Here is a 19998-nt window from a genome sequence, read left to right on the forward strand (position 1 = left end):
ATGATTCCGATCGTCGTCGCGGCGGATGTCCGCAAAACCTTCGGTTCCGTTCAGGCGCTCGACGGCGTCTCGATCGAAATTCCCGCAGGTCAGGTGCTTTGCATCGTCGGCCCATCAGGATCTGGCAAGAGCACGCTACTTCGCTGCATCAATCAGCTGGAACGGATCGACTCCGGCGCGATATGGGTCGATGGGGAGTTGATCGGATATCGCCGCGTCGGCAACAAGCTGTACGAACTGACGGATTCCGAGATCGCCCGCCAGCGACTGGCGAGTGGAATGGTCTTCCAGCGATTCAACCTTTTCCAGCACATGACCGCGCTCGAGAACATCATCGAGGGCCCGGTGACAGTGCAGAGGCGCCGCCGCAACGAAGTCGTCGATGAAGCCATGGCCCTTCTGGAGCGGGTGGGGCTCGAGGCCAAGCGTGATGCCTATCCGTCCGAGCTCTCCGGCGGTCAGCAGCAGCGTGTCGCAATTGCCCGCGCGCTTGCCATGAAGCCGAAACTGATGCTGTTCGATGAACCGACCTCGGCCCTCGACCCGGAGCTCGTGGGAGAAGTTCTTGCCGTGATGCGGGACCTAGCCAGTTCTGGCATGACCATGATCGTCGTGACTCACGAACTTGGCTTCGCCCGGGAAGTGGCGAATGAAGTGGTGTTCATGGATCGGGGGGCCATCGTGGAACGGGGCTCGCCGCAAGAGGTGCTTGTGCATCCGCAACAACAGCGAACCCGCGACTTCATTGCCGCGGTTCTCGCATGAAAAACCGTTCCCAGGAAAAGGACCGACGAACATGAAACTCATTGCAGGTTTGCTGGCGAGCGCACTCGCACTCGGCTTAGCATCTCCGTCCCAGGCGGCGGAGCTTCCGGATCGGATCAAGAAAGCCGGCAAGATCGTCGTCGCGACGATGCCGAACTATGCGCCGATTACCTTCAAGGACCCGGCCACCAACAAGCTCACGGGTTTTGATATCGAGCTCGGCGAGGCCCTTGCCAAGGAACTCGGCGTCGACATCGAGTGGCAGGAAATTGCCTTTGCCCAGATGATCCCCTCGCTCCAGACCGGGCGCGTCGACCTGGCGCTGGCGGGCATGAGCGACCTGCCGGCCCGGCGCGAGATCGTTGACTTCGTCGACTATATGAAGTCCGGCGCGCAGTTCTACACCACGCCAGCCATGGCCGCGACCATCAAGTCTCCCGAGGATCTCTGCGGCAAGAAGGTCGGTGCCAGCCGCTCCACAAACTGGCCCCGTCAGATCGGGGAATGGAGCCAGGCCAATTGCGTCGCCAAAGGCAAGCCTGCCATCGAAGTGATCGGGACCGAAGGCTCGGCGGACGCTCGTACGCAGCTCAAGACCCAGCGGCTGGATGCAGCAGTGCAAGGCAATGAAACCCTGCCATATTTCCAGGCACAGGAGCCGAACACCTACGTTCTGATCGGTGATGCATTCACGACGTCGCTCTCCGGCATTCCGGTCCTGAAGACCGAGACCCAGCTGCGCGATGCCGTGAAGGAAGGCCTTGATCGTCTTCAGCAGAAGGGCATCTACGATGAAATCCTGAAGAAGTACGGTCTCCAGGCCAACAAGCTCTCGCCGATTGCGATCAACCAAGGCCAGAGCTAAGCTCCTCTGAATGACGGGCCTGTGCGGGAAGAGCTCAGGCCCGTTTCCTTTTGAGTCCGGATGCTGTTGAAAGTAGTGCTTCAGGAAAAGCCACTGCTTCGGACCTGTGCACTTCAGGTTTCGAGCGCCAGCAATGCTCGCAGATCATCCCATACATAGACGAAATTCTCCGAGCGCCATACCGGGCCCGGATCGGTATAGTGCCCAACCCTCCGGCCTCCCATGGCTTCGTAGAAGCCGATAGCCGGATCATTTCCGATTACAACACCTAGCGCCATGCCGCTGTAGCCGAAGTCCACCATGTCGCGCGCGAGTTTGACCAGCAGAATGCGGCCGATGCCCATCCGCTTGTAATCGGTTCCGACATATAGAAATTTGACTTCGGCTCTATTCTGGAAAATCGCGTGAGACGCCGCCCCGGCGAAACCGAAGCCGGCCAGATTTCCATCCACCTCCGCCACCAGTATCGAGCGCCCTCTCGTTTCGCGCGCAAGCATGTCCTGCCACCGCGAGAGGCGAACCTGCTCCGTCAGCGTCCGGCAGGCGGATTCAGGAGCAAGTCTGCGATAGGTCGCGCGCCACATCTGATAATGCAACCGTGCGATCGCTTGCGCGTCGACTTGCCGTGCCGGCCGAACGTTTATGGCCACCCGTTTCCTTTCTGTTTCATGGAGATCCTGCAAGAACGCGAAGTCCTACCTCCAGAGCCCGGGGAAAGTGTCAGCGTCTTTTTACTGCGAAAGGAGAGAAGGCCTGCATGACAGGCATCATCTGCATGCGATTGATGTTCAGGTGCCGCGGGAGGGTGCAGGACCAGAAGATCGTTTCAGCGATGTCCTCCGCCGCCATCGGGGTAAGACCCTCGTAGACTTTTCCGGCCCGCTCCTGATCCCCTTTCAGCCGCACCATCGAGAATTCGGTTTCGGCCATTCCCGGCTCGATATTGGTGACCCGTACGTTCGAGCCGATCAGGTCGGCGCGCAAGTTGAGTGCGAACTGTTTCACGAAGGCTTTCGTGGCGCCATACACGTTCCCTCCGGGATACGGGTAGTCGCCGGCCACCGACCCTATGAGCACCAGATGCCCTTCATCGCGGGCAACCATGCCCGGCAGAACGGCTCGCACCGTCGAGACTGCTCCGTTTATGTTCGTGGCGATCATCTGCTCCCAATCAGCGATATCCGCCTCGTGCGCCGGCTGGAGCCCCAAGGCCAGCCCGGCATTCACCACGCATACGTTGGGCTGGTCGAAGGGCGCCGGAAGCGTTCCAAGGACCTCGAACACGGCCTGCCGATCCATGACATCGAGTTGAACCGTGTGGCAGCGTTCTCCCAGTTCGGTCTTCAGCGCAGCTAAGCGATCCTCGCGACGTCCCGTACCGATCACTTTCGCCCCCGCCTCATGGAACCGGCGGCACACGGCGGCACCAAAGCCGGCTGTCGCGCCGGTCACAAGCACCGTCAGACTCTCTGGGCTGATCATCTGGATCATGGCTCTTTCCTGCAGAAGTGGAGGCGGCCGACGGTTGCATGTCGCCTTTCGAAGTTCAACAGGCGTCCGGGCTCTCAGGGTGACGAACACCAGATTCAGAGGCAACAACATAACTACACCGTGCCTCATGGGCCGATGAACATCCTTATCCAGCTGCACTTGCCATCGATGGACGAGCCTTTAGGATGCTCACAAGCGCCACCAAAAGGCGCAGGAAACGCCTAGAACCATGCCCGTGTCATCGACTGCTCCAGCCGTATCGCTCCGCGACGTCGCCATCACCTTTGGCGCGAAGGGAGCCGGCTACACGGCTGTAAGATCAATAGACCTTTCCGTGAAACCCGGAGAATTCGTCGCCATCGTTGGACCGACAGGTTGCGGGAAGTCCACCTTGCTCAACGCTTCGGCGGGACTCCTCAAGCCGTCAGATGGAGAGGTCGAGATTTTCGGATCGCCACTAGCCGGCCTCAACGCGCGTGCGGGCTATCTTTTCCAGCAGGACGCGCTGATGCCTTGGAAAACAGCGCTGCAGAACGTCGCCGTGGCACTGGAACCCAAGGGGGTGTCCCGCGCCGAAGCCGAACTGAAAGCGCGCGAGTGGCTGCGTCGAGTCGGCCTCGCGGCCTTCGTGGATCGCTATCCGCATATGCTCTCGGGCGGGCAAAGGAAGCGGGTCGCCCTGGCGCAGATGCTGATCCGCGATCCTGAAATTCTTCTGATGGACGAGCCCTTTGGGCCTTTGGACGCGCAGACCCGGCAGATCATGGGCAACCTGCTTCTGGATCTGTGGGCCGCCAATCGCAAGGCGGTTCTCTTCGTGACCCACGACCTGGAAGAGGCGATAGCACTCGCCGACCGGGTGGTTGTCATGTCGGCCGGTCCGGCAGCGCGCATCATCGGAGAATTTCCCGTGATGCTGCCGCGCCCGCGCGACATTGCCGAGGTGCGGCTCGAACCATCCTTCCATCACATCCACAAGGAGATCTGGGCAAGCCTGCGCACCGAAGTGCAAAAGGCCTACGCGCAGGGAGAGGGAGCCTCCGCATGAACCGGGCGAAGTTGATTCTCCTCCAGTTTGCAGTGGGTCTCGGCTTTCTGCTGATCTGGCACATTCTCACGGCCTACCCCATCTTCGCGCCGACCAGGCAAACGCAATTCTTCTTCTCGACCCCTACCGACGTGCTGGCTCGGGTCTGGAAGGAATTCTCGTCCGGCGAAATCTGGGGGCATCTCTGGATTACGCTCGTGGAGACCGTTCTGGCTTTCGTTTTCGGAGCCTGCGGTGGAATCCTTTTCGGATTTCTGTTCGCCCGACGCGAATTGCTGGCCGCCGTGTTCGATCCTTATATCAAGGCCGCGAATGCTCTACCGCGAGTGGTGCTTGCACCTATTTTTGCCCTGTGGTTCGGCCTGGGAATCTGGTCGAAAGTGGCACTCGGCTTCACCCTGGTCTTCTTCATCGTGTTCTTCAATGTGTACCAGGGCGTGCGCGAGGTGAGCCCGGTCGTTCTGGCCAATGCGCGCATGCTGGGCATGAATGAACGTCAACTGCTACGGCATGTCTATTGGCCGGCAGCCCTGACGTGGATGTTCTCGTCCCTGCACACCTCCGTAGGCTTTGCTCTCGTGGGGGCGGTGGTAGGCGAGTATCTCGGCTCGTCGGCAGGGCTCGGCTACAAGATCCACGAGGCGGAGAGCGTGTTCGACGTCACCGGCGTCTTCGCGGGCATGGTCATCCTTTCGATCTTCGTGATCCTCATCGACGCGCTGGTCACCCTCGTCGAAAGGCGGCTGCTCGTTTGGCGCCCTGCCCCATCGACAAACGGGCAAGGATAAGGAATCCTTCTCGTCCTCAAAACTGCAGACAAGCAGGAGATCGGGATGGAACGCCGTACATTTCTCATCGGAACCGGCGCAGCCGCCTTGGCTGCGGGACTAGCCCCAAATGCGTTTGCGCAGACAAAGCCTGAGAAAAGCAAAGTCACCTTGGGCGTCGGCGGCAAGCCGCTACTTTATTACCTCCCGCTAACCATCGCGGAGCGGAAGGGCTTCTTCAAGGAAGAGGGCCTCGACGTCGAGATCAACGATTTCGGGGGTGGTGCCAAGTCGCTCCAAGCGCTGATCGGCGGATCCGTCGACGTCGTGACGGGTGCCTATGAGCACACCATCCGCATGCAGGCCAAGGGCCAGGATGTGGTCGCAATCACCGAACTCGGCCGTTTCCCAGCCATCGTGATCGCCGTCAAGAAGGACAAGGCGGGGCAGGTGAAGTCCGCCGCCGACTTCAAGGGGCTCAAGATCGGCGTTACGGCTCCCGGCTCTTCCACTGCACTGACGACTCAGTACGCCATGGTGAAGGCGGGTCTGAAGCCGACTGACGCAGCCTTCATCGGCATCGGATCGGGTGCAAGCGCCGTAGCGGCCATGCAGAAGGGTGAGATCGACGTGATCTCCCACCTTGACCCTGTAATCTCCAAGCTGGAATCGGAAGGCGATATTACCATCCTCATCGATACACGCACCGAGGCAGGCACACGAGCCCTCTTCGGAGGATCGAACCCGGCAGCAACCCTCTATACCAAGAAGGAGTTCATAGACGCCAACCCGGTGACGGCACAGCGGCTCGTCAATGCCTTCATAAAGTCGCTCAAATGGCTCCAAACGGCAAAGCCGGAGGATGTCGCAGAGACAGTGCCACCCGAATATCACCTTGGAGACAAGCCGCTGTATCTGAAGGCGGTGCAGAACTCCCTGGAGAGTTACTCTCGCGACGGGATCGTGCCGGCGAGCGGCATGGAAAGCGTCATGGACATGCTCAAGCAGCTCGATCCGGAGCTACGTGACGCCAAGATTGACCTCGCAGCCACATTCGACGGCCGGTTCGTCAAAAAGGCATCGAGCTAGCACAGCAAGGCGACGGTGTTACGGAAGACAGACGCCGCCCACTGACTGGACCGAAGTTGCCGGCATCGCACGATGCCGGCAATTGCAGTGAGGCCGCATGCCTTAGAGCGACGGCAACCCGCCACCTCGCCGCCACATCACGCGCAGCAAGCCGGTTCTCGCAGGCCTCCAGAACGGCGTCTGGCTCAGAAGCAGGAGGACGACCGAAGCGGCCAGCACGAAGGTGATCGGGTTTGAGACAAGGTCCCATAGAAACAGGGAAAAGCTGTCCTGCGTAGATAAGACGGCCCTGCGATAGGAAGCGTCCATGAGCGGGCCGAGGATCATTCCCAAGATGATGGGGCCGACCTCGAACCCGTAGGTCTTGAGGAAATAGCCAGCGATTCCGAACCCAAGCATCCAATAGACGTGCACCACGCTGTTCTGAATCGAGTAGGTTCCGACCACAGAGAGAATGACGATCAGTGGGATCAGTACACCTTTTGGGCATTCGACCATCTTGACGAACAAGCGGATGCCCATGAGACCAAAGATCAAAAGGAAAATCGTTGCAAGCGTCAGATTGCCGACGGTAAACCAGAAGAGGTGTGGCGTCTCGATCATCATCATGGGACCGGGCTTCAGGCCATGGATATACAGAGCCCCGATGATCACTGCGGTGACGGCATCGCCAGGAATGCCAAGTGTCAGCATCGGGATGAATGCACCGCCTACTGCAGCATTGTTGGCCGCCTCTGGTGCAACGAGCCCCTCATAAGCTCCATGGCCGAACGGATGGGATGGATTCTTCACGGACCGTTTGGCCTGATCATAGGCCATGAGAGCCGCGATATCCCCTCCGGTTCCGGGTAGCGCTCCAATAACAATGCCTGTTGCTGAACTGCGAAACGCGAGCGGCAGGTATTTCCGGACGAGAGACCACGGCGGAACGATCCGCGAAACATCCTGCTTCACCAGCGGAGTCTCGAGATGATGCAATTGAACGAGCGCTTCGGAAATACCGAAAAGACCGATCATTGCGACCACATACGGAATGCCGTTCATCAGCTCGATAGTGTCGAAGGTAAAGCGGCTCTCAGCAGTCATCGGGTCGAGCCCGACCATGCCGATTGCAACTCCTAGCGCACCTGCGAACAAGCCTTTGGCAACCGACTCTCCGGAGAGGCTGCCGACCAACAGCAGCCCCATGATGGCGAGCAAAAAATAGTCTCGAGGCGCGAAGAGAAGCGCAAACTCCGAGATGGCCGGCGCACCGACCGCCAGCGCTACGATGCCGAGGAAGCCCCCCACAACAGACATGACCGTGCTGATGCCGATCGCGATTCCGGCCTCGCCGCGCTTCGCGAGCGGGTAGCCGTCGAATGCTGTTGCAATCGCACTCGGAGCCCCAGGAATGTTGAGGAGGATCGCGCTCCGAGATCCACCATAGACACCGCCCATGAAGATCCCCCCGATCAGGGCAAGGGCTGGGTTCACGTCCCAGGAGAATGTGAAGGAGATCAGAATGGAGACCGCCATCGTGACCGACAGACCTGGAATGGCGCCGATATAGATACCCGCGAATACGCCGATGGCTGTGAGAGCGAAGAAGTCCGGCTGGGTCCAGACCATCAGGAAGTTGGAGAGGTCTGCACTCATTGGAAGAGCCACCCTTTCGGCAGCACTACGGTAAAGATCATGCGGAACACAACGTAAATGACGACCAGACCACCTGCTGCAATGAGGAGGGCAACAAGAGGACCACGCCTGTATAGGTATGCGATGGAAAGAAACAAAAAGAGGAACGACGAGAGGAGAAAACCAGCCGCATCGAGGGCTATGGTATAGGCGACTAGAAGCGCAACAAAAACTATGATGTTTGCCGGAACAATCTTATTTCTGAAATCTCGGACCTTCGACAATCCAGGCTCGCGCTGGTATGCGGTCGCTCTTTGCGTCCTGACAATCGTGAGTACCGATGCGAAGAGCATAACCGCGGCCGCGCACATCGGGAACACACCGGCTGAGCTGGCGGAAGAGAAGCCGGAGATCTTGTAGGCCTCCCAGAAAACGAACAGGCTGAACAGGAGCAGCAGGTAAGCGAAAATCGTTTCGCCTGGCTGTCGTGGGCGGGGCAGGATGTTCATGGCCACGCTCCTTAGTAGAGCACACGAGCGACGGAACTGGGGAATGGGCCCTATGGGATGTGCATAGAGCCCATTCTTACGCCTACCTCTATGGACGAGGAATTTGGAACTCCTCCGGCGACTTCTTTGCCGCCCCTGCCTCATGGAGCGTCCATGATGTGACCGCCTGGTACTTCGCCAGAAAGTCATCCGCCTCCTCTCCGGAGATGTTCATCATGACATTGCCGCGATCGACCATCATTTTTGTGAATTGCTCGTTGCCCGCGGCCTGCTTGAAGGCCTCGACCAGTTTGGCCTTTGCTGCTTCCGGCGCTCCCTTCTTGACGAACACGCCATAAAAGGGTCCCCAGGGCAGGAACTTCGCGAACTGCGGAAAGTCGCGGGTGATCGGCGGAACGTTGGGCAAGGTTTCAAGCGACTCCGCATTTACCACTGCGAGCACTTTCACACGCCCTGCCTTGATGTGTTCGGCGGCCGCGCTGAGCCCGACCGGCATGTAATCGACATGCCCTCCTTGCAGAGCCGTGATGCCAGGCCCCTCTCCGTCGAACGGGATTGAGGCAACGCGAAAGGGAGTCACATTGCTCAACATGGTGTTGACGACATGGGCGACGCCGCCAGGACCCGTCGACCCCATCTTGATGGCTCCCGGACGCTTTTGCGCATCTTCGACAAGCTCCTTCAACGAGCTCCACGGCGTATTGTTATTGGCCACCACGACAGCGATACCGCGGGCGATCACATTGACGGGGAAGAAGTCCTTGTAGTCGATTTGTGAGAGACCCATGACCTTGTGGATCTGCGGGTTTTCCGCTCCATAGAGGAGCGTATAGCCATCTGCAGGCTGCGAGTTCACATAGGCCGTCGAGATGGCTCCTACGCCACCGGGCCTGTTCTGCAGGACGATTGGCTGTCCGAGTGCCTTCTCGGCACTAGGAGTGATCGCACGCGCGACCACGTCTGTTGCGCCACCTGCACCCCACATGATGATCCCTGTGAGTTCCCGTTCTGGATAGTTCTGCGCCAAGGCAGGGCCGCTAGCGATGGCGGCCGCAAAGAAGGCTCCGAGCAGCCTACGCGTAATCATGTTCCACTCCCCTTGTTCGTTTCCATTCCCGTCTCTAGACCATGCGAGCATAGGGCTGATACCTCTCTTGCTGTGCTCGTCGATCCTCTTCCATGGTTGAAGTGCGGCACGCACCACAACGAGACCAATAATCTGCCTCCGATGGCTAACGTCAATTATAAAGACTGCGGAGTTTTGGATTGCGGCCAGCGCTCGTGAAGATGTTAGGTGCGTCTCTTGCGCATATGGCTGCCGATCGTCTTTGGGTCCTTCTGTGACGCATTGAGCAGAGTTGGAGCGTTTTTCCGCTCCGCTACGGCCCTATATCTGGCCTCTCGGCATCATGGCATTGCATCCTATGCCTTACTTACCGGCTGCTTGCGCACCCGTTCATATTCGGCGATGCAGAGTGTCAGATGATACAGGAGCCTTGTAGGCACACCTTCCGAGAGGGGCTCACCTCCGCTGGAGATGTGATTGATCCAAAGTGGCCCAGCCCCTGGAAAGTGGGTAGCCATCATCGTGGCGAGAAAGTAATCCGCTTCGGATGGATCGGCATCGAGGAACTCAGTCCGAGCCAGAGCAGCCTTCACAGCTTCGGTCTGCGGCCACAGCAGGCGTCCTGACCTGAGCACCTCCCCCTGGGGATCCATTGCTTCGACAACCGATCCTTCATGATCAACTCCGCATCTGCGCGCCGTCTTGTAGAGGCGCTCGGCCGCATCGATAAGACCGTCGCAGACGGTCAGTCGGTCATAGTGATGCAGGAGCCAAACCCATTCGAAATGATGCCCTGGCTCGCGTATCTGGCCTGCCAAGCCCGGAGCAGGGGAAAAATCGTCGTTGAAGAACTCCCGCAGTGTCCCGGTTGAGGCGTCGAAGAAGCGGTCTTCGAACAATCGTATGATTTCCCGCGCCGGCACGAGCCATACCTCGTCACCGCTTGTCTCGAACCAAGCGATCATTGCTTCGAGAAGGTGCATGTGAGGGTTCTGCCGACGCGGGCCATTCTGCTTGGTAGCCTCCTTCCATCCACCGTGAGCCGCATCCTTCAAGCTGCGGTCCAGAGCGGAAAGTGCCGCTCGCGCCAAGGGGAGCGCATCGGCATCGCCGCTCGCTCGGTGCCACCAAGCGAGGCCGAAAAGCACGAAGGCTTGGTCATAAAAGTCGACGAGATCAAACTTCTCCTCATTACCGCGAAGGTAGGCCGCAGTCGCGAATGCTCCGTCCGGTTGTTTGAGACGTCTCAACATGAAATCGAGCGCTCGCTCGGCAGCGGCGAGAGCCCAGTCCTCGCGCGAGAGCCAATAGGCATGGCTGAAAGTATATAGCATCCGCGCTTGAACAAGGCAGAAACGCCTATCCTCCGAAACAGGATGGCCTTCATGAGTAAGCTCGGTGAAATATCCCCCATGCTTTGGATCATAGGCCCGCTCGGCCCAAAAGGGCAGGACCCGGTCAAGAAGGAAGGTACGGGGATCCATCACGGCCTCAAGAACAATTGAGAAGACTCATTCAGAAGAGCGCCTGGAGATCGCCATCGATGGAGATGGCTTGACCGGAAATCGTCCGTCCACGTGGAGAGCAAAGGAAGACAATCTGATCGGCAAGTTGCTGTGCCGTCACGTACTCTTTCAAAGAGGCGTTCGCGAGAGCCCTACGCTCCATCTCAGCGTATGGAACCCCGATTTGCTGAGCTTTCGCCTCCAATACTCTACGCTGCCGGTCACCCGCGACAATTCCCGGCAGTACTGCGTTCACGCGGATACCGTCCTCGCCCAGTTCCCGAGAAAGCGACTTCGTAAACCCGATAACCGCCCACTTCGCTGCGGCATACGGGGAGCGCAGGGGAAAACCGAACCGGCCCGCCGCGGACGAGATGTTCACGATCGACGCATTCTGGCTCTTTCTGAGGTGAGGCACAGCCAAGCGAGTGCAGTTGAACTGTCCGGTGATGCATACATCGAGGCAGCGATCCCAATCGTCAGGATTGATCTCTTCTACCCGGCCCGTAGGCCCCGCTATGCCAGCGTTATTGATGAGGATATCCAACCCGCCGAGGGCTCCCAGTGCATCCTCGAATACTTTCGCGATCCCTGTCCTGTCGGTGACGTCCCCATAGGAGGAGGTCAGATCGGGGTCGCTCGAGGTGATCCCATCGAGAGCGGCACGGTCAACGTCGCAGACGTGTACGCGAGCCCCTTCGCGCAAGAAGGCCCGAGCGATTTCAAGTCCGATTCCTGCCGCCCCGGCCGTCACCAGCACCCGCGATCCGGCGATCCCAAGGTCCATTGTCTTCTCCCTTTCCAGGACGGTCCCGGCCAAGTCGAGAGGCCGTCGCATTGATGTACCAATGAAGGAAAGCGTGTCGAACGATCGGCATCACTCTAATCCAGCAGACGTCCGGTGCTTTCGATGAAAGAGGCGGCACCCGTAATATCGTTGACGAGCGCATTGCGTGCGGCCGCCTCATTGCCGGCTTCGACGGCCGCCACGAGCTTACGGTGGTGTTCAGGCGCACCTCCGGTTCGGAGCCGCTCGGGGGAGATCTTGAGATCGAAGTTGAGCACCGGCCCAATCTTCAACCAGAGACCTTCTATGATTCCAACCAATGTCGACAGGCTCGTTGCCCGATAGACCGCGAAATGAAGCTCCTTGTTTGCTCGAACCGCTTGGTCCGCTTGAGGGTTTGGACTGCGCGCCTCCGATAGAAAAGCCTCTTCGAAGCGCTTGATCTCGGCCATATCCTGGCTCGTGCGACGGCGCGCGGCTTCCTCGGCGGCGAAGCCCTCGACTGCGAGCCTCACGGCCGTCAGTTCGCGGAAGCGCGAAAGGGTCATCAGCGGCACGCGCACGGCGCGGTTGGGCAGCACCTCCAAAGATTGGTCGGCGACAAGCCGTGCAACGGCCTCCCGCACCGGCATCATCGAAACGCCAAGCGTTTCGGCAACGCTACGGAGGGACATCTTCTGACCGGGAGCAAGCTCGCCGCTCATGAGGAGTTCTCGCAGTTCGGCGTGAACACGCTCACCCAGAGTAATGCGCTCCAACCGGCCGATCTGAGCGATAGCCAGGGGAGTTTCGGAAGTTCGGGGGCTCGACAAGTTACTCATTTTAAGACACCCTAACTGTGATCACAGATCGCGGCAAGAACCGCGACACGAAATAGGAGGAAGGAAACGGCCATGGCACATTCACATGACTTGACTCGCCGTACGCTCCTTAAGGGAGCGGCCGGCACCACTGCGCTCGTTGGTCTCGGAATGCCTGCGATCGTCAAGGCGCAATCCGATGTGATCCGCATCGGACACCTCACGCCAATCACGGGATTTCTAGGCCCGCTCGGGGAATTTGCTCAGATGGGCGTGAAGCTTGCGGCTGACGAGATCAATGCCGCCGGGGGCGTGATGGGCCGCAAGATCGAGCTTGTGATCGAAGATTCCGTGAACCCCCAGACCGCGTCCGCCAAGGCCGAGCGCCTGATCGAGCGGGACAAGGTCGCGATGATCATCGGCGAAATCTCATCGGCTTCCGCCCTCGCCATCGGCCAAGTCGCCAACCGAACCAAGACGGTGTTCATCAACACCGGCGCCAATTCAGATGCCCTGCGCGGAGAGAGCTGCAACCCGTTCATGTTCCATATCGAAGCCGCGAACTCGATGATGGTCACGGCAGTCGGCACCTACCTGAAAAACGAGAACATGATCAAGGGAAAGAAGTGGTACTCCCTGACGGCCGACTACGCCTTCGGACACGATCTCTTCAAGGTGGCCAAGAAGTTCGTATCGGAGAACGGCGGAGAGTTCATTGGGGAGGAACTCGTCCCCACGGATGCGACCGACTTCAGCCCCTATCTGCTCAAGATCCGGCAGGCTCAACCCGATATCGTCGCTTCCAATCTCGCCGGGAACCAGATCACGAACTTCATCAAGCAATATGCCGAGTACGGCCTCCAGTTCCCGATTACCGGCTTTGGGTTCGACACGGCCGTGGCCTGGGGTGCCGGCAAGGGCAACTTCTCAGGCATCTGGCCGCTGATCTGGCATCACATGGTGGACACTCCCTCATCAAAGAGGTTCGTTGAATCCTTCAGCAAGGCATATGGGAAGCCGCCGGAGAACCAATCCTGGGGCGACTACAACTCCCTCAGGATTGTTGCTCAGTCCTTCGAGGAATTGAAGTCCACGGACCCGCAGAAGCTCGCTGAGCATCTGCGCAAGGGTGCGAAGTTCGACATCCTGAAGAGTCGGGAAGGCTACTTCCGCCCCTATGACAACCAGATGGTGCAGGAGATGTATGCCGTCCGTGCCAAGGACCCGGACAAGATGAGCAACCAGTGGGACATCTATGAGCCACTTGGCTCGGTGCCCGGCCCGAGCGAGGACCTCGAAGTTCTAGCTCCGCCGAAGGACGGCACCTGCAAGATGCCGGCATAAAACGGCAGCGCACCCACCGGGCCGGACGGCCAATGCCGCCCGGCCCGGTGGGAACATGACATTCCGCTTTCCCTGAGTTCCCGCTCCTCACCGCAGGAGCCTTCCGGATGGAAAAGGAGTATCGCTTGGCGTTCGTCTTCCTCCTCGAGCAGGTACTGAACGGCCTGTTGGTCGGCGCGTACTATCTCCTGATAGCGCTGGGTCTCTCCCTGATCTTCTCCCTCGGTGGAATCGTGAATCTCGCCCATGGCGCATTCTACGCCATTGGCGCATACCTCGCCGTGACGCTGGCCCCCCGGATCGGCTTTGCCGGTGCCTTTGTTGCGTCCCCCCTGCTCGTTGCACTCCTGGGAGTCGTGATCGAACGCCTGCTCTTCCGGCGTTTCTACCGCTCGGATCCCATTCTCAGCCTGCTGCTGACATTCGGCCTGGCCATGATCATCGAGCAAAGCCTGCGAATGATCTTTGGAGCAGCCCCCCTGCCCTTCTCGATTCCGACGGAGTTCAGAGGGCAGATCCTCCTCGGCAACTTCATCTACCCACGCTACCGCCTCATCATCTTCGGAGTGGCACTGGCGGCGGTCATCGCCACATGGTTCCTCGTCTATCGCACGGCTTTCGGTCGTGTCGTTCGTGCAGGCGTGCAGAATCCCGACATGGTGGGAGCGCTCGGCATATCGCTTCAGCCGTACATGACGGCCATCGCCGCGATCGGCGTCGGCTTGGCGGCCCTCGCCGGTGTCCTGCTGGCGCCGATCTCAGGTGTTCATCCGGCCATGGGAGCGGAGATTCTCACCGCTGCCTTCGTGGTCGTCGTGATCGGCGGGCTAGGCTCCTTCTGGGGCGTAATCGCCGCCGCCGCTCTTGTGGGCGTGGTGCGCGGTGTCACCATCTACTTCTTCCCGCCTGCCGGCGAAGCTTCGATGTATATGCTGATGGCCCTCGTGCTGCTCCTGCGGCCTCGCGGTCTGCTCGGCGAACGTATCCAGAAATTCGAGTAGGTCGATGCGCAAGGATTACTGGCTTCTCCTGATTGCAGCAGCCGCGCTTGTCCTGCTGCCCTGGATCCTCGATCCCATTGGCCTTCCACTTCGCTCGTCGATCGATGTGGTGGTGTTTGCGATCGCTTGTTTGGGACTGAATGTCCTGGTGGGCCACACCGGCCTCGTATCCTTTGGGCATGGCGTGTGGTTCGGGCTCGGAGCCTATGCCGCTGCGCTGAGCCAGATCCATTGGTTTCCCGGAGGCGTCGTCTTTCCGGCCCTTTTCGCCATTGTTTTCATCGGAGTCGTATCGCTTCTTCTCGGAGCCCTCATTCTTCGTCGACGTGGTGTCTACTTCTCGTTGCTGACCTTGGCGCTGGCAGCCATGCTGTTTGCAATCGCCTACCGCTGGACGGCATTGACAGGAGGAGAGAGCGGCCTCGGAGGCGTGGTGCGAACCGGCACGCTTGGCCTCGATCTCGTCTCCGACTGGACCTACTACTGGTTCGTCGCGGCGGTTGCTTTGGCAGTCTGCTTCTCCCTGCTGCGCTTTCACGGCTCACCGGTCGGCAGCGTCCTGGTGGCGATCCGCGAGAACGAGCAGCGCGCGCGCTTTCTTGGATACCCGACAAACCGTTACAAGCTGCTCGGTTTCGTTGTTTCCGCCGTGGTGGTCGGCATCGCGGGCGTCCTGTCGGTCTTCAACCACCGTTTTGCCTCGGCGGAACCTCTCTCGGTCGCATTCTCGGGTGAGTTGATCGCCATGGTGGTGATCGGGGGAATGCGCAGCTTTCTGGGGCCAGCCCTGGGCGCCCTCTTCTACATCCTCTTTCGTGAGTTCCTGTCGATCTGGACCCCGCACTGGCTGTTCTATTTCGGCATTCTCTTCGTTGGCTTCATTGTCCTGTCTCCGACGGGGCTGGTCGGAATTGCGCAGCGGATCATTGCGCCCTTCCGCCCCAAGGTAACGGAAGAAGCTGCTATGGCTGGACGCACTCTCACGGACGAGCCCTTGCCCTCCTTCCTCAAACCACCGGACCACGTCGACGGAGTGGTGCTGGAAGCCCGGGGGATCACCAAGAGCTTTGGGGCGCTCAAAGCCGTCGAGCACGTGAACATTGCCGTCCGGGACCGCAGTCTTCATGCCCTGATCGGTCCGAACGGCGCCGGAAAGACAACTGCATTCAACCTGCTATCCGGCTTCTACAATCCGGACGAGGGCGACGTGGTTCTCCGGGGGCGGTCCATCGCCGGCCTCTCCCCTGAGGCCATCACCCAGGCCGGTATAGGACGTTCGTTCCAGATCACGAATCTTTTCCCTGCACTGTCCGTCGAGGAGAATATCCGCCTTGCTGTGCAGGCGCGCCACCCGCAGCGCTTCAACCCTTGGACAGCGGCTAGATCGATCAGGCAGATCGAGAGCGAGACCCTGGCAGTGATCCGCTATCTCGGCGTTGCCGGGATCGAGAGGGCAGAAGCCGGGGCGCTCTCCTATGGCGGTCAGCGCCTCCTGGACATGGGGCTAGCGCTCGCGACCAGGCCGAGAGTGCTTCTGCTCGACGAGCCTCTCGCGGGTCTTGCTGCCGCCGAACGCCAGCGCATCGGCGACATCATCAAGCGCATCTCTCTTGATGTACCAACCCTGCTTGTGGAGCACGATATAGACCGGGTGTTCCAGATCGCCGACGCCGTCACCGTGATGAATGCGGGCGAGGTGCTCGTCGATGGAAATGTCGAGGACGCCCGGTCAAACCCGCAAGTTCAAGAGATCTACATCGGGTCTGGCACGACGGCTGTTGCGGCCAAATCCCGGGCAAGTGCAGCCGAGACTTCAACCGTGCTCACCGTCACGGAGGTCAACACCTTCTACGGAAAGAGCCACGTGCTGACGGACGTATCCTTCGACGTGCGCCAGCACGAGATCATCGCTCTGCTTGGTCGTAACGGCGCAGGCAAATCGACTTTGCTCAAGACACTGATCGGAATCTCACCACCTTCCTCGGGCTCGATCAGGCTCGACGAGAAAGAGATCGCGGGACAGCCTTCGGCCGCCATTGCCCGTCTCGGCATCGGTTACGTACCGCAAGGGCGCGGGCTCTTCGCCGGAATGACCGTGGCGCAGAATCTTGAGCTCGGGCGGCTAAAGCGCGAGACTGGCCACGGCGTTCGCTGGGACTTGGACAGGATCTTCGAGTACTTTCCCCGCATCCGGGAACGGCTCGACACGCCGGCGGACTTCCTCTCCGGCGGCGAGCAGCAGATGGTGGCCGTCGCACGCGCACTCTCGGGCGATGTGAAGGTACTCCTTCTCGATGAACCCTTCGAGGGTCTCGCCCCGGCGATCGTTGAGCAGCTCTTCGAGAGTTTCGACAAGCTCAGGCATGAGGTTTCGATCATCATTGTCGACCATCATCTCGATCTTGCGTTGGCCCTCTCTGACAGAACGGTCGCGCTCGAACGGGGGCGGGTTATCCATACCGGCCCATCGAAGGATCTGCGGGACGATCTTGCGCTTCGCCGCAAGGTCCTGTGGCTGTGACCGTTTACGGAGACGATTGAATGCCAAGTGTCGCTATCATTGGTGCAGGACTGATCGGCCGCTCTTGGGCGATGGTGTTCGCCCGCTCTGGCTGGGATGTGCGCATCACCGATCCGAGTGCGGAGACACTTGAGAATACTCCCCGTCTGGTTCGCGCAGGGCTTGAAGAGCTTGCGAGCCACGGCCTCGCAACGGATCCTGCCTTTGCAGCCGGGCGTGTGATTGCTGTGCCTTCAATCGCAGAGGCCGTCCACGGTGTCGACCTCGTCCAGGAGAATGGTCCTGAGTCCGTTGACATCAAGCGCGCCATATTTGCCGAACTCGATCGCCTCGCGCCGGCGGACGCGATCCTTGCATCCTCGACCTCAGCGATCGTTGCATCACAGTTCACAGAGGCGCTTTCAGGTCGCTCCCGCTGCCTTGTGGCGCATCCCGTCAATCCTCCTCACCTCGTGCCGCTCGTCGAGCTCTGCGGAGCCCCCTGGACGGCTCCTGAAACAGTTTCCCGTGCACGCGAAATCTATCAAAGCGTCGAGCAGGTTCCGATCATCGTCAACCGTGAGGTCGAAGGCTTTGTCCTCAATCGGCTCCAGGGCGCTCTGCTGGCAGAGGCGTTCAGGCTCGTTGGCGACGGTGTGGTGAGCCCACAGGATCTCGACAAGACGCTCAAGGACGGTTTGGGCTTGCGCTGGTCTTTTCTCGGCCCTTTCGAGACGATCGAACTCAACGCACCGGGCGGCATTGCAGATTACTGCAGGCGCTACACCGGCTTCTATCGCCGCCTCACCGAAGACCCGGCCAAGCCGCTTGTCTGGGACGAGGAGAACGTGAAGCGCATCCTGGAAGCCTGGGGTGATGCGCCGGCACTTGAAGCGCTCACTCGCCGCTCCGCATGGCGAGACAGGCGTTTGGCTGCGCTGAAAGCTCACAAGAACTCCCAAGCAGAAATGTGATCTCCTCGAGGAAGACGCCCATGGCCCGCAAAGTCATCATCACCTGCGCCGTTACCGGTGCCATTCATACGCCCTCCATGTCCCCTCATCTTCCGGTTACACCGGAGGAGATCGCGGAGGCTGCTATCGGCGCGGCCGAGGCAGGTGCCGCGATTGTCCATCTGCATGCGCGTGATCCGAAGACAGGCAGACCCGACCAGTCCCCGGAGGCCTTCGCCCCCTTTCTGCAGGTCGTGAAGCAGCGCTCCGATTGCGTCATCAACATCACGACGGGCGGCGCACCAACCATGCTGGTAGAGGAGCGGGTCCGACCAGCGGCCCACTACAAGCCGGAGGTCGCATCCCTCAACATGGGTTCGATGAACTTTGGGCTCTATCCGATGCTCAGCCGCTTCAAGGAGTTCCAGCACGACTGGGAACAGCCATATCTCGAAGGCTCGCGCGACAGGATCTTTCGTAACACCTTCGCCGATATCGAGTACATTCTGACCACCTGCGCCGAGAACGGCACCCGCTTCGAGATCGAGTGCTATGACATCGGACACCTCTACACCCTCGCTCACTTCGTAGACCGCGGACTCATCAAGCCGCCTCTTTTCGTCCAAAGCGTCTTCGGCCTTCTTGGTGGCATCGGCCCCCACCCAGAAGACGTGGTGCATATGAAGCGAACCGCTGATCGACTGTTCGGAAGCGACTATCAGTGGTCGGTACTCGGTGCCGGCAAGAACCAACTCGCTATTGCTGCTCAAGCCGCAGCCATGGGAGGCAACGTGCGTGTCGGGCTCGAGGATTCGCTCTGGATTGGGCCGGGCAAGCTTGCCGAATCCAATGCGCAGCAGGTTATGTTGGCGCGCCAGATCATCGAAGGGCTCGGGCTCGAGATCGCCACTCCGGACGACGCACGCAGAATGCTGTCGTTGAAGGGAGGCGACCGCGTCAATTTCTAGCGGATCCTGTTAGTCAGCCGAGGTCCTCTGTTCTGTTTTTGACGATATCCAAGCTGATGGGTGAGCGGGCACCTCTTCCCGATCACACTCTCTGGCACCAGTCCAGCATCGTGGTGAATGGGAGATCGTGAGCACCAGGAGGATTCTTGGCTGCCGTACCAAAATGATCTGGGAGCACCTCGCCCGAGGCGGAGGGCAAGCGCGCGAGCTTGACCGTGGAACAGCGGATCGACGCTGGGTGGCGATTTCTCATCTTTAGCAGAGAGCCACCACAAAAAGGCCGTCGAAATCCTTAATGGCCTCTACTCAAACCGGAGCCGAAAGGGAGATAGAGGGTTTGGATACGGGCATCATCACCACGGTCATCGTCCTGATTATCGGTTTTGCGATCGTCTCTAGGGTCATTGGCTTGGCCCTTCGCTTTGCCGTTCCCATAATCCTGATCCTCGTTCTTGGGAGCGCCGGCATCTTTTCGGATCTGATGGGTGGAAGCGGCCGCTACCATGGGGATCAAACGTCACCTTATGAGCAGCCAGGGCACCGCTCCAGCGGTAGCATCGGCGATCTCCGTCTGCGCGACGTTGCGGATATAGCTGTGGATGCTGCACGCTCAGTCCTGCAGGGGAGCCTCGACCTTCTCAACGGCCTCTCAAAACCTGAGCCGGAACAACGCTGGGTGAAGGATCCTCCGGCACGCGCTCACGACTATTCTCATGATGGGCAGCCCTACTTTCAGGATGACCCTCGTCAAGGAGAAGCGCGACGGAACTGGTAATCGCGGGCGACCTCGCAGCCACGCTCCTATTTGCCCTTCAGGAAACTCCGAACCGTCGTTTTCATGACCGAGCAAAGCGTTGCGCTGGCGCGCTGGGACCACTCTCGGGCACAAGGTCCTTTAGCTTCTTTGCAAGGGTGCGCATCTA

Annotated in this window: 19 protein-coding genes; 11 read left to right on the forward strand and 8 right to left on the reverse strand. The window is 59.6% G+C overall.

Annotated features, from left to right (window positions below; all coding sequences use genetic code 11):
• Together LGR44_RS03160 and LGR44_RS03165 are read left to right on the forward strand one after the other, a co-directional pair.
• Positions 1–765 carry an amino acid ABC transporter ATP-binding protein gene (locus LGR44_RS03160; protein ID WP_226737165.1) on the forward strand — a complete coding sequence of 255 codons (765 nt, stop codon included), beginning with the start codon at positions 1–3 and terminating at the stop codon, positions 763–765.
• A gap of 31 nt (positions 766–796) precedes the next feature.
• Positions 797–1630, forward strand: coding sequence for an ABC transporter substrate-binding protein (locus LGR44_RS03165; RefSeq protein ID WP_226737921.1), 834 nt, complete (start codon positions 797–799; stop codon positions 1628–1630).
• A gap of 113 nt (positions 1631–1743) precedes the next feature.
• Here the strand turns inward: LGR44_RS03165 and LGR44_RS03170 are convergent, their stop codons facing one another.
• A complete protein-coding gene (locus tag LGR44_RS03170) occupies positions 1744–2313 on the reverse strand; it encodes a GNAT family N-acetyltransferase (protein WP_226737167.1) in 570 nt (189 codons plus the stop codon).
• A 37-nt stretch (positions 2314–2350) separates the two neighbouring features.
• Entirely contained in the window at positions 2351–3121 is a 771-nt protein-coding gene (locus tag LGR44_RS03175; RefSeq protein WP_226737169.1) for an SDR family NAD(P)-dependent oxidoreductase, read from the reverse strand.
• A 229-nt stretch (positions 3122–3350) separates the two neighbouring features.
• Here LGR44_RS03175 and LGR44_RS03180 point away from each other — a divergent pair, with 229 nt between their 5' ends.
• Genes LGR44_RS03180 through LGR44_RS03190 form a run of 3 tightly spaced genes read left to right on the forward strand, consistent with a single transcriptional unit; the run spans position 3351 to position 6025 of the window.
• A complete protein-coding gene (locus tag LGR44_RS03180) occupies positions 3351–4169 on the forward strand; it encodes an ABC transporter ATP-binding protein (RefSeq protein WP_226737171.1) in 819 nt (272 codons plus the stop codon).
• Positions 4166–4957 (forward strand): ABC transporter permease, encoded by a 792-nt coding sequence (locus tag LGR44_RS03185; RefSeq protein ID WP_226737173.1) that lies wholly within the window; start codon positions 4166–4168, stop codon positions 4955–4957. Before LGR44_RS03180 ends, LGR44_RS03185 begins: the two co-directional genes overlap by 4 nt.
• A gap of 45 nt (positions 4958–5002) precedes the next feature.
• Positions 5003–6025 carry an ABC transporter substrate-binding protein gene (locus LGR44_RS03190; RefSeq protein WP_226737175.1) on the forward strand — a complete coding sequence of 341 codons (1023 nt, stop codon included), beginning with the start codon at positions 5003–5005 and terminating at the stop codon, positions 6023–6025.
• Between the two features lie 102 nt (positions 6026–6127).
• Here LGR44_RS03190 and LGR44_RS03195 read toward each other — a convergent pair whose 3' ends face one another.
• From LGR44_RS03195 to LGR44_RS03220, 6 genes are all read right to left on the reverse strand, one after another.
• Positions 6128–7663, reverse strand: a complete 1536-nt coding sequence (locus LGR44_RS03195; RefSeq protein ID WP_226737177.1) for a tripartite tricarboxylate transporter permease — start codon at positions 7661–7663, stop codon at positions 6128–6130.
• Positions 7660–8151, reverse strand: coding sequence for a tripartite tricarboxylate transporter TctB family protein (locus LGR44_RS03200; RefSeq protein ID WP_226737179.1), 492 nt, complete (start codon positions 8149–8151; stop codon positions 7660–7662). Before LGR44_RS03200 ends, LGR44_RS03195 begins: the two co-directional genes overlap by 4 nt.
• Before the next feature lie 88 nt (positions 8152–8239).
• The gene (locus LGR44_RS03205) at positions 8240–9238 is read right to left on the reverse strand and encodes a tripartite tricarboxylate transporter substrate binding protein (protein WP_226737181.1); all 999 of its coding nucleotides are present in this window, start codon (positions 9236–9238) and stop codon (positions 8240–8242) included.
• 335 nt (positions 9239–9573) lie between these two features.
• On the reverse strand, positions 9574–10701 hold the full coding sequence (locus LGR44_RS03210; RefSeq protein ID WP_226737183.1) for an AGE family epimerase/isomerase: 1128 nt from the start codon (positions 10699–10701) through the stop codon (positions 9574–9576).
• A gap of 31 nt (positions 10702–10732) precedes the next feature.
• Positions 10733–11509, reverse strand: a complete 777-nt coding sequence (locus LGR44_RS03215) for an SDR family oxidoreductase (protein WP_226737185.1) — start codon at positions 11507–11509, stop codon at positions 10733–10735.
• Positions 11510–11604: 95 nt separating this feature from the next.
• Positions 11605–12330, reverse strand: a complete 726-nt coding sequence (locus LGR44_RS03220; RefSeq protein WP_226737187.1) for a GntR family transcriptional regulator — start codon at positions 12328–12330, stop codon at positions 11605–11607.
• A 72-nt stretch (positions 12331–12402) separates the two neighbouring features.
• Between LGR44_RS03220 and LGR44_RS03225 the strand changes: the two genes are divergently transcribed.
• The 6 genes from LGR44_RS03225 to LGR44_RS03250 all read left to right on the forward strand — a co-directional run bounded on the left by LGR44_RS03225 (position 12403) and on the right by LGR44_RS03250 (position 19850).
• Entirely contained in the window at positions 12403–13653 is a 1251-nt protein-coding gene (locus tag LGR44_RS03225) for an ABC transporter substrate-binding protein (protein ID WP_226737189.1), read from the forward strand.
• 125 nt (positions 13654–13778) lie between these two features.
• On the forward strand, positions 13779–14654 hold the full coding sequence (locus LGR44_RS03230) for a branched-chain amino acid ABC transporter permease (RefSeq protein WP_226737191.1): 876 nt from the start codon (positions 13779–13781) through the stop codon (positions 14652–14654).
• 4 nt (positions 14655–14658) lie between these two features.
• Positions 14659–17175 carry a branched-chain amino acid ABC transporter ATP-binding protein/permease gene (locus LGR44_RS03235; protein WP_226737193.1) on the forward strand — a complete coding sequence of 839 codons (2517 nt, stop codon included), beginning with the start codon at positions 14659–14661 and terminating at the stop codon, positions 17173–17175.
• Positions 17176–17195: 20 nt separating this feature from the next.
• Entirely contained in the window at positions 17196–18128 is a 933-nt protein-coding gene (locus tag LGR44_RS03240) for a 3-hydroxyacyl-CoA dehydrogenase (RefSeq protein ID WP_226737195.1), read from the forward strand.
• 20 nt (positions 18129–18148) lie between these two features.
• On the forward strand, positions 18149–19075 hold the full coding sequence (locus LGR44_RS03245; RefSeq protein ID WP_226737197.1) for a BKACE family enzyme: 927 nt from the start codon (positions 18149–18151) through the stop codon (positions 19073–19075).
• A gap of 337 nt (positions 19076–19412) precedes the next feature.
• Positions 19413–19850, forward strand: coding sequence for a hypothetical protein (locus LGR44_RS03250; protein ID WP_226737199.1), 438 nt, complete (start codon positions 19413–19415; stop codon positions 19848–19850).
• Positions 19851–19998: the final 148 nt, after the last annotated feature.

The organism is Microvirga lenta, from assembly GCF_020532555.1.
Lineage (GTDB): Bacteria > Pseudomonadota > Alphaproteobacteria > Rhizobiales > Beijerinckiaceae > Microvirga > Microvirga lenta.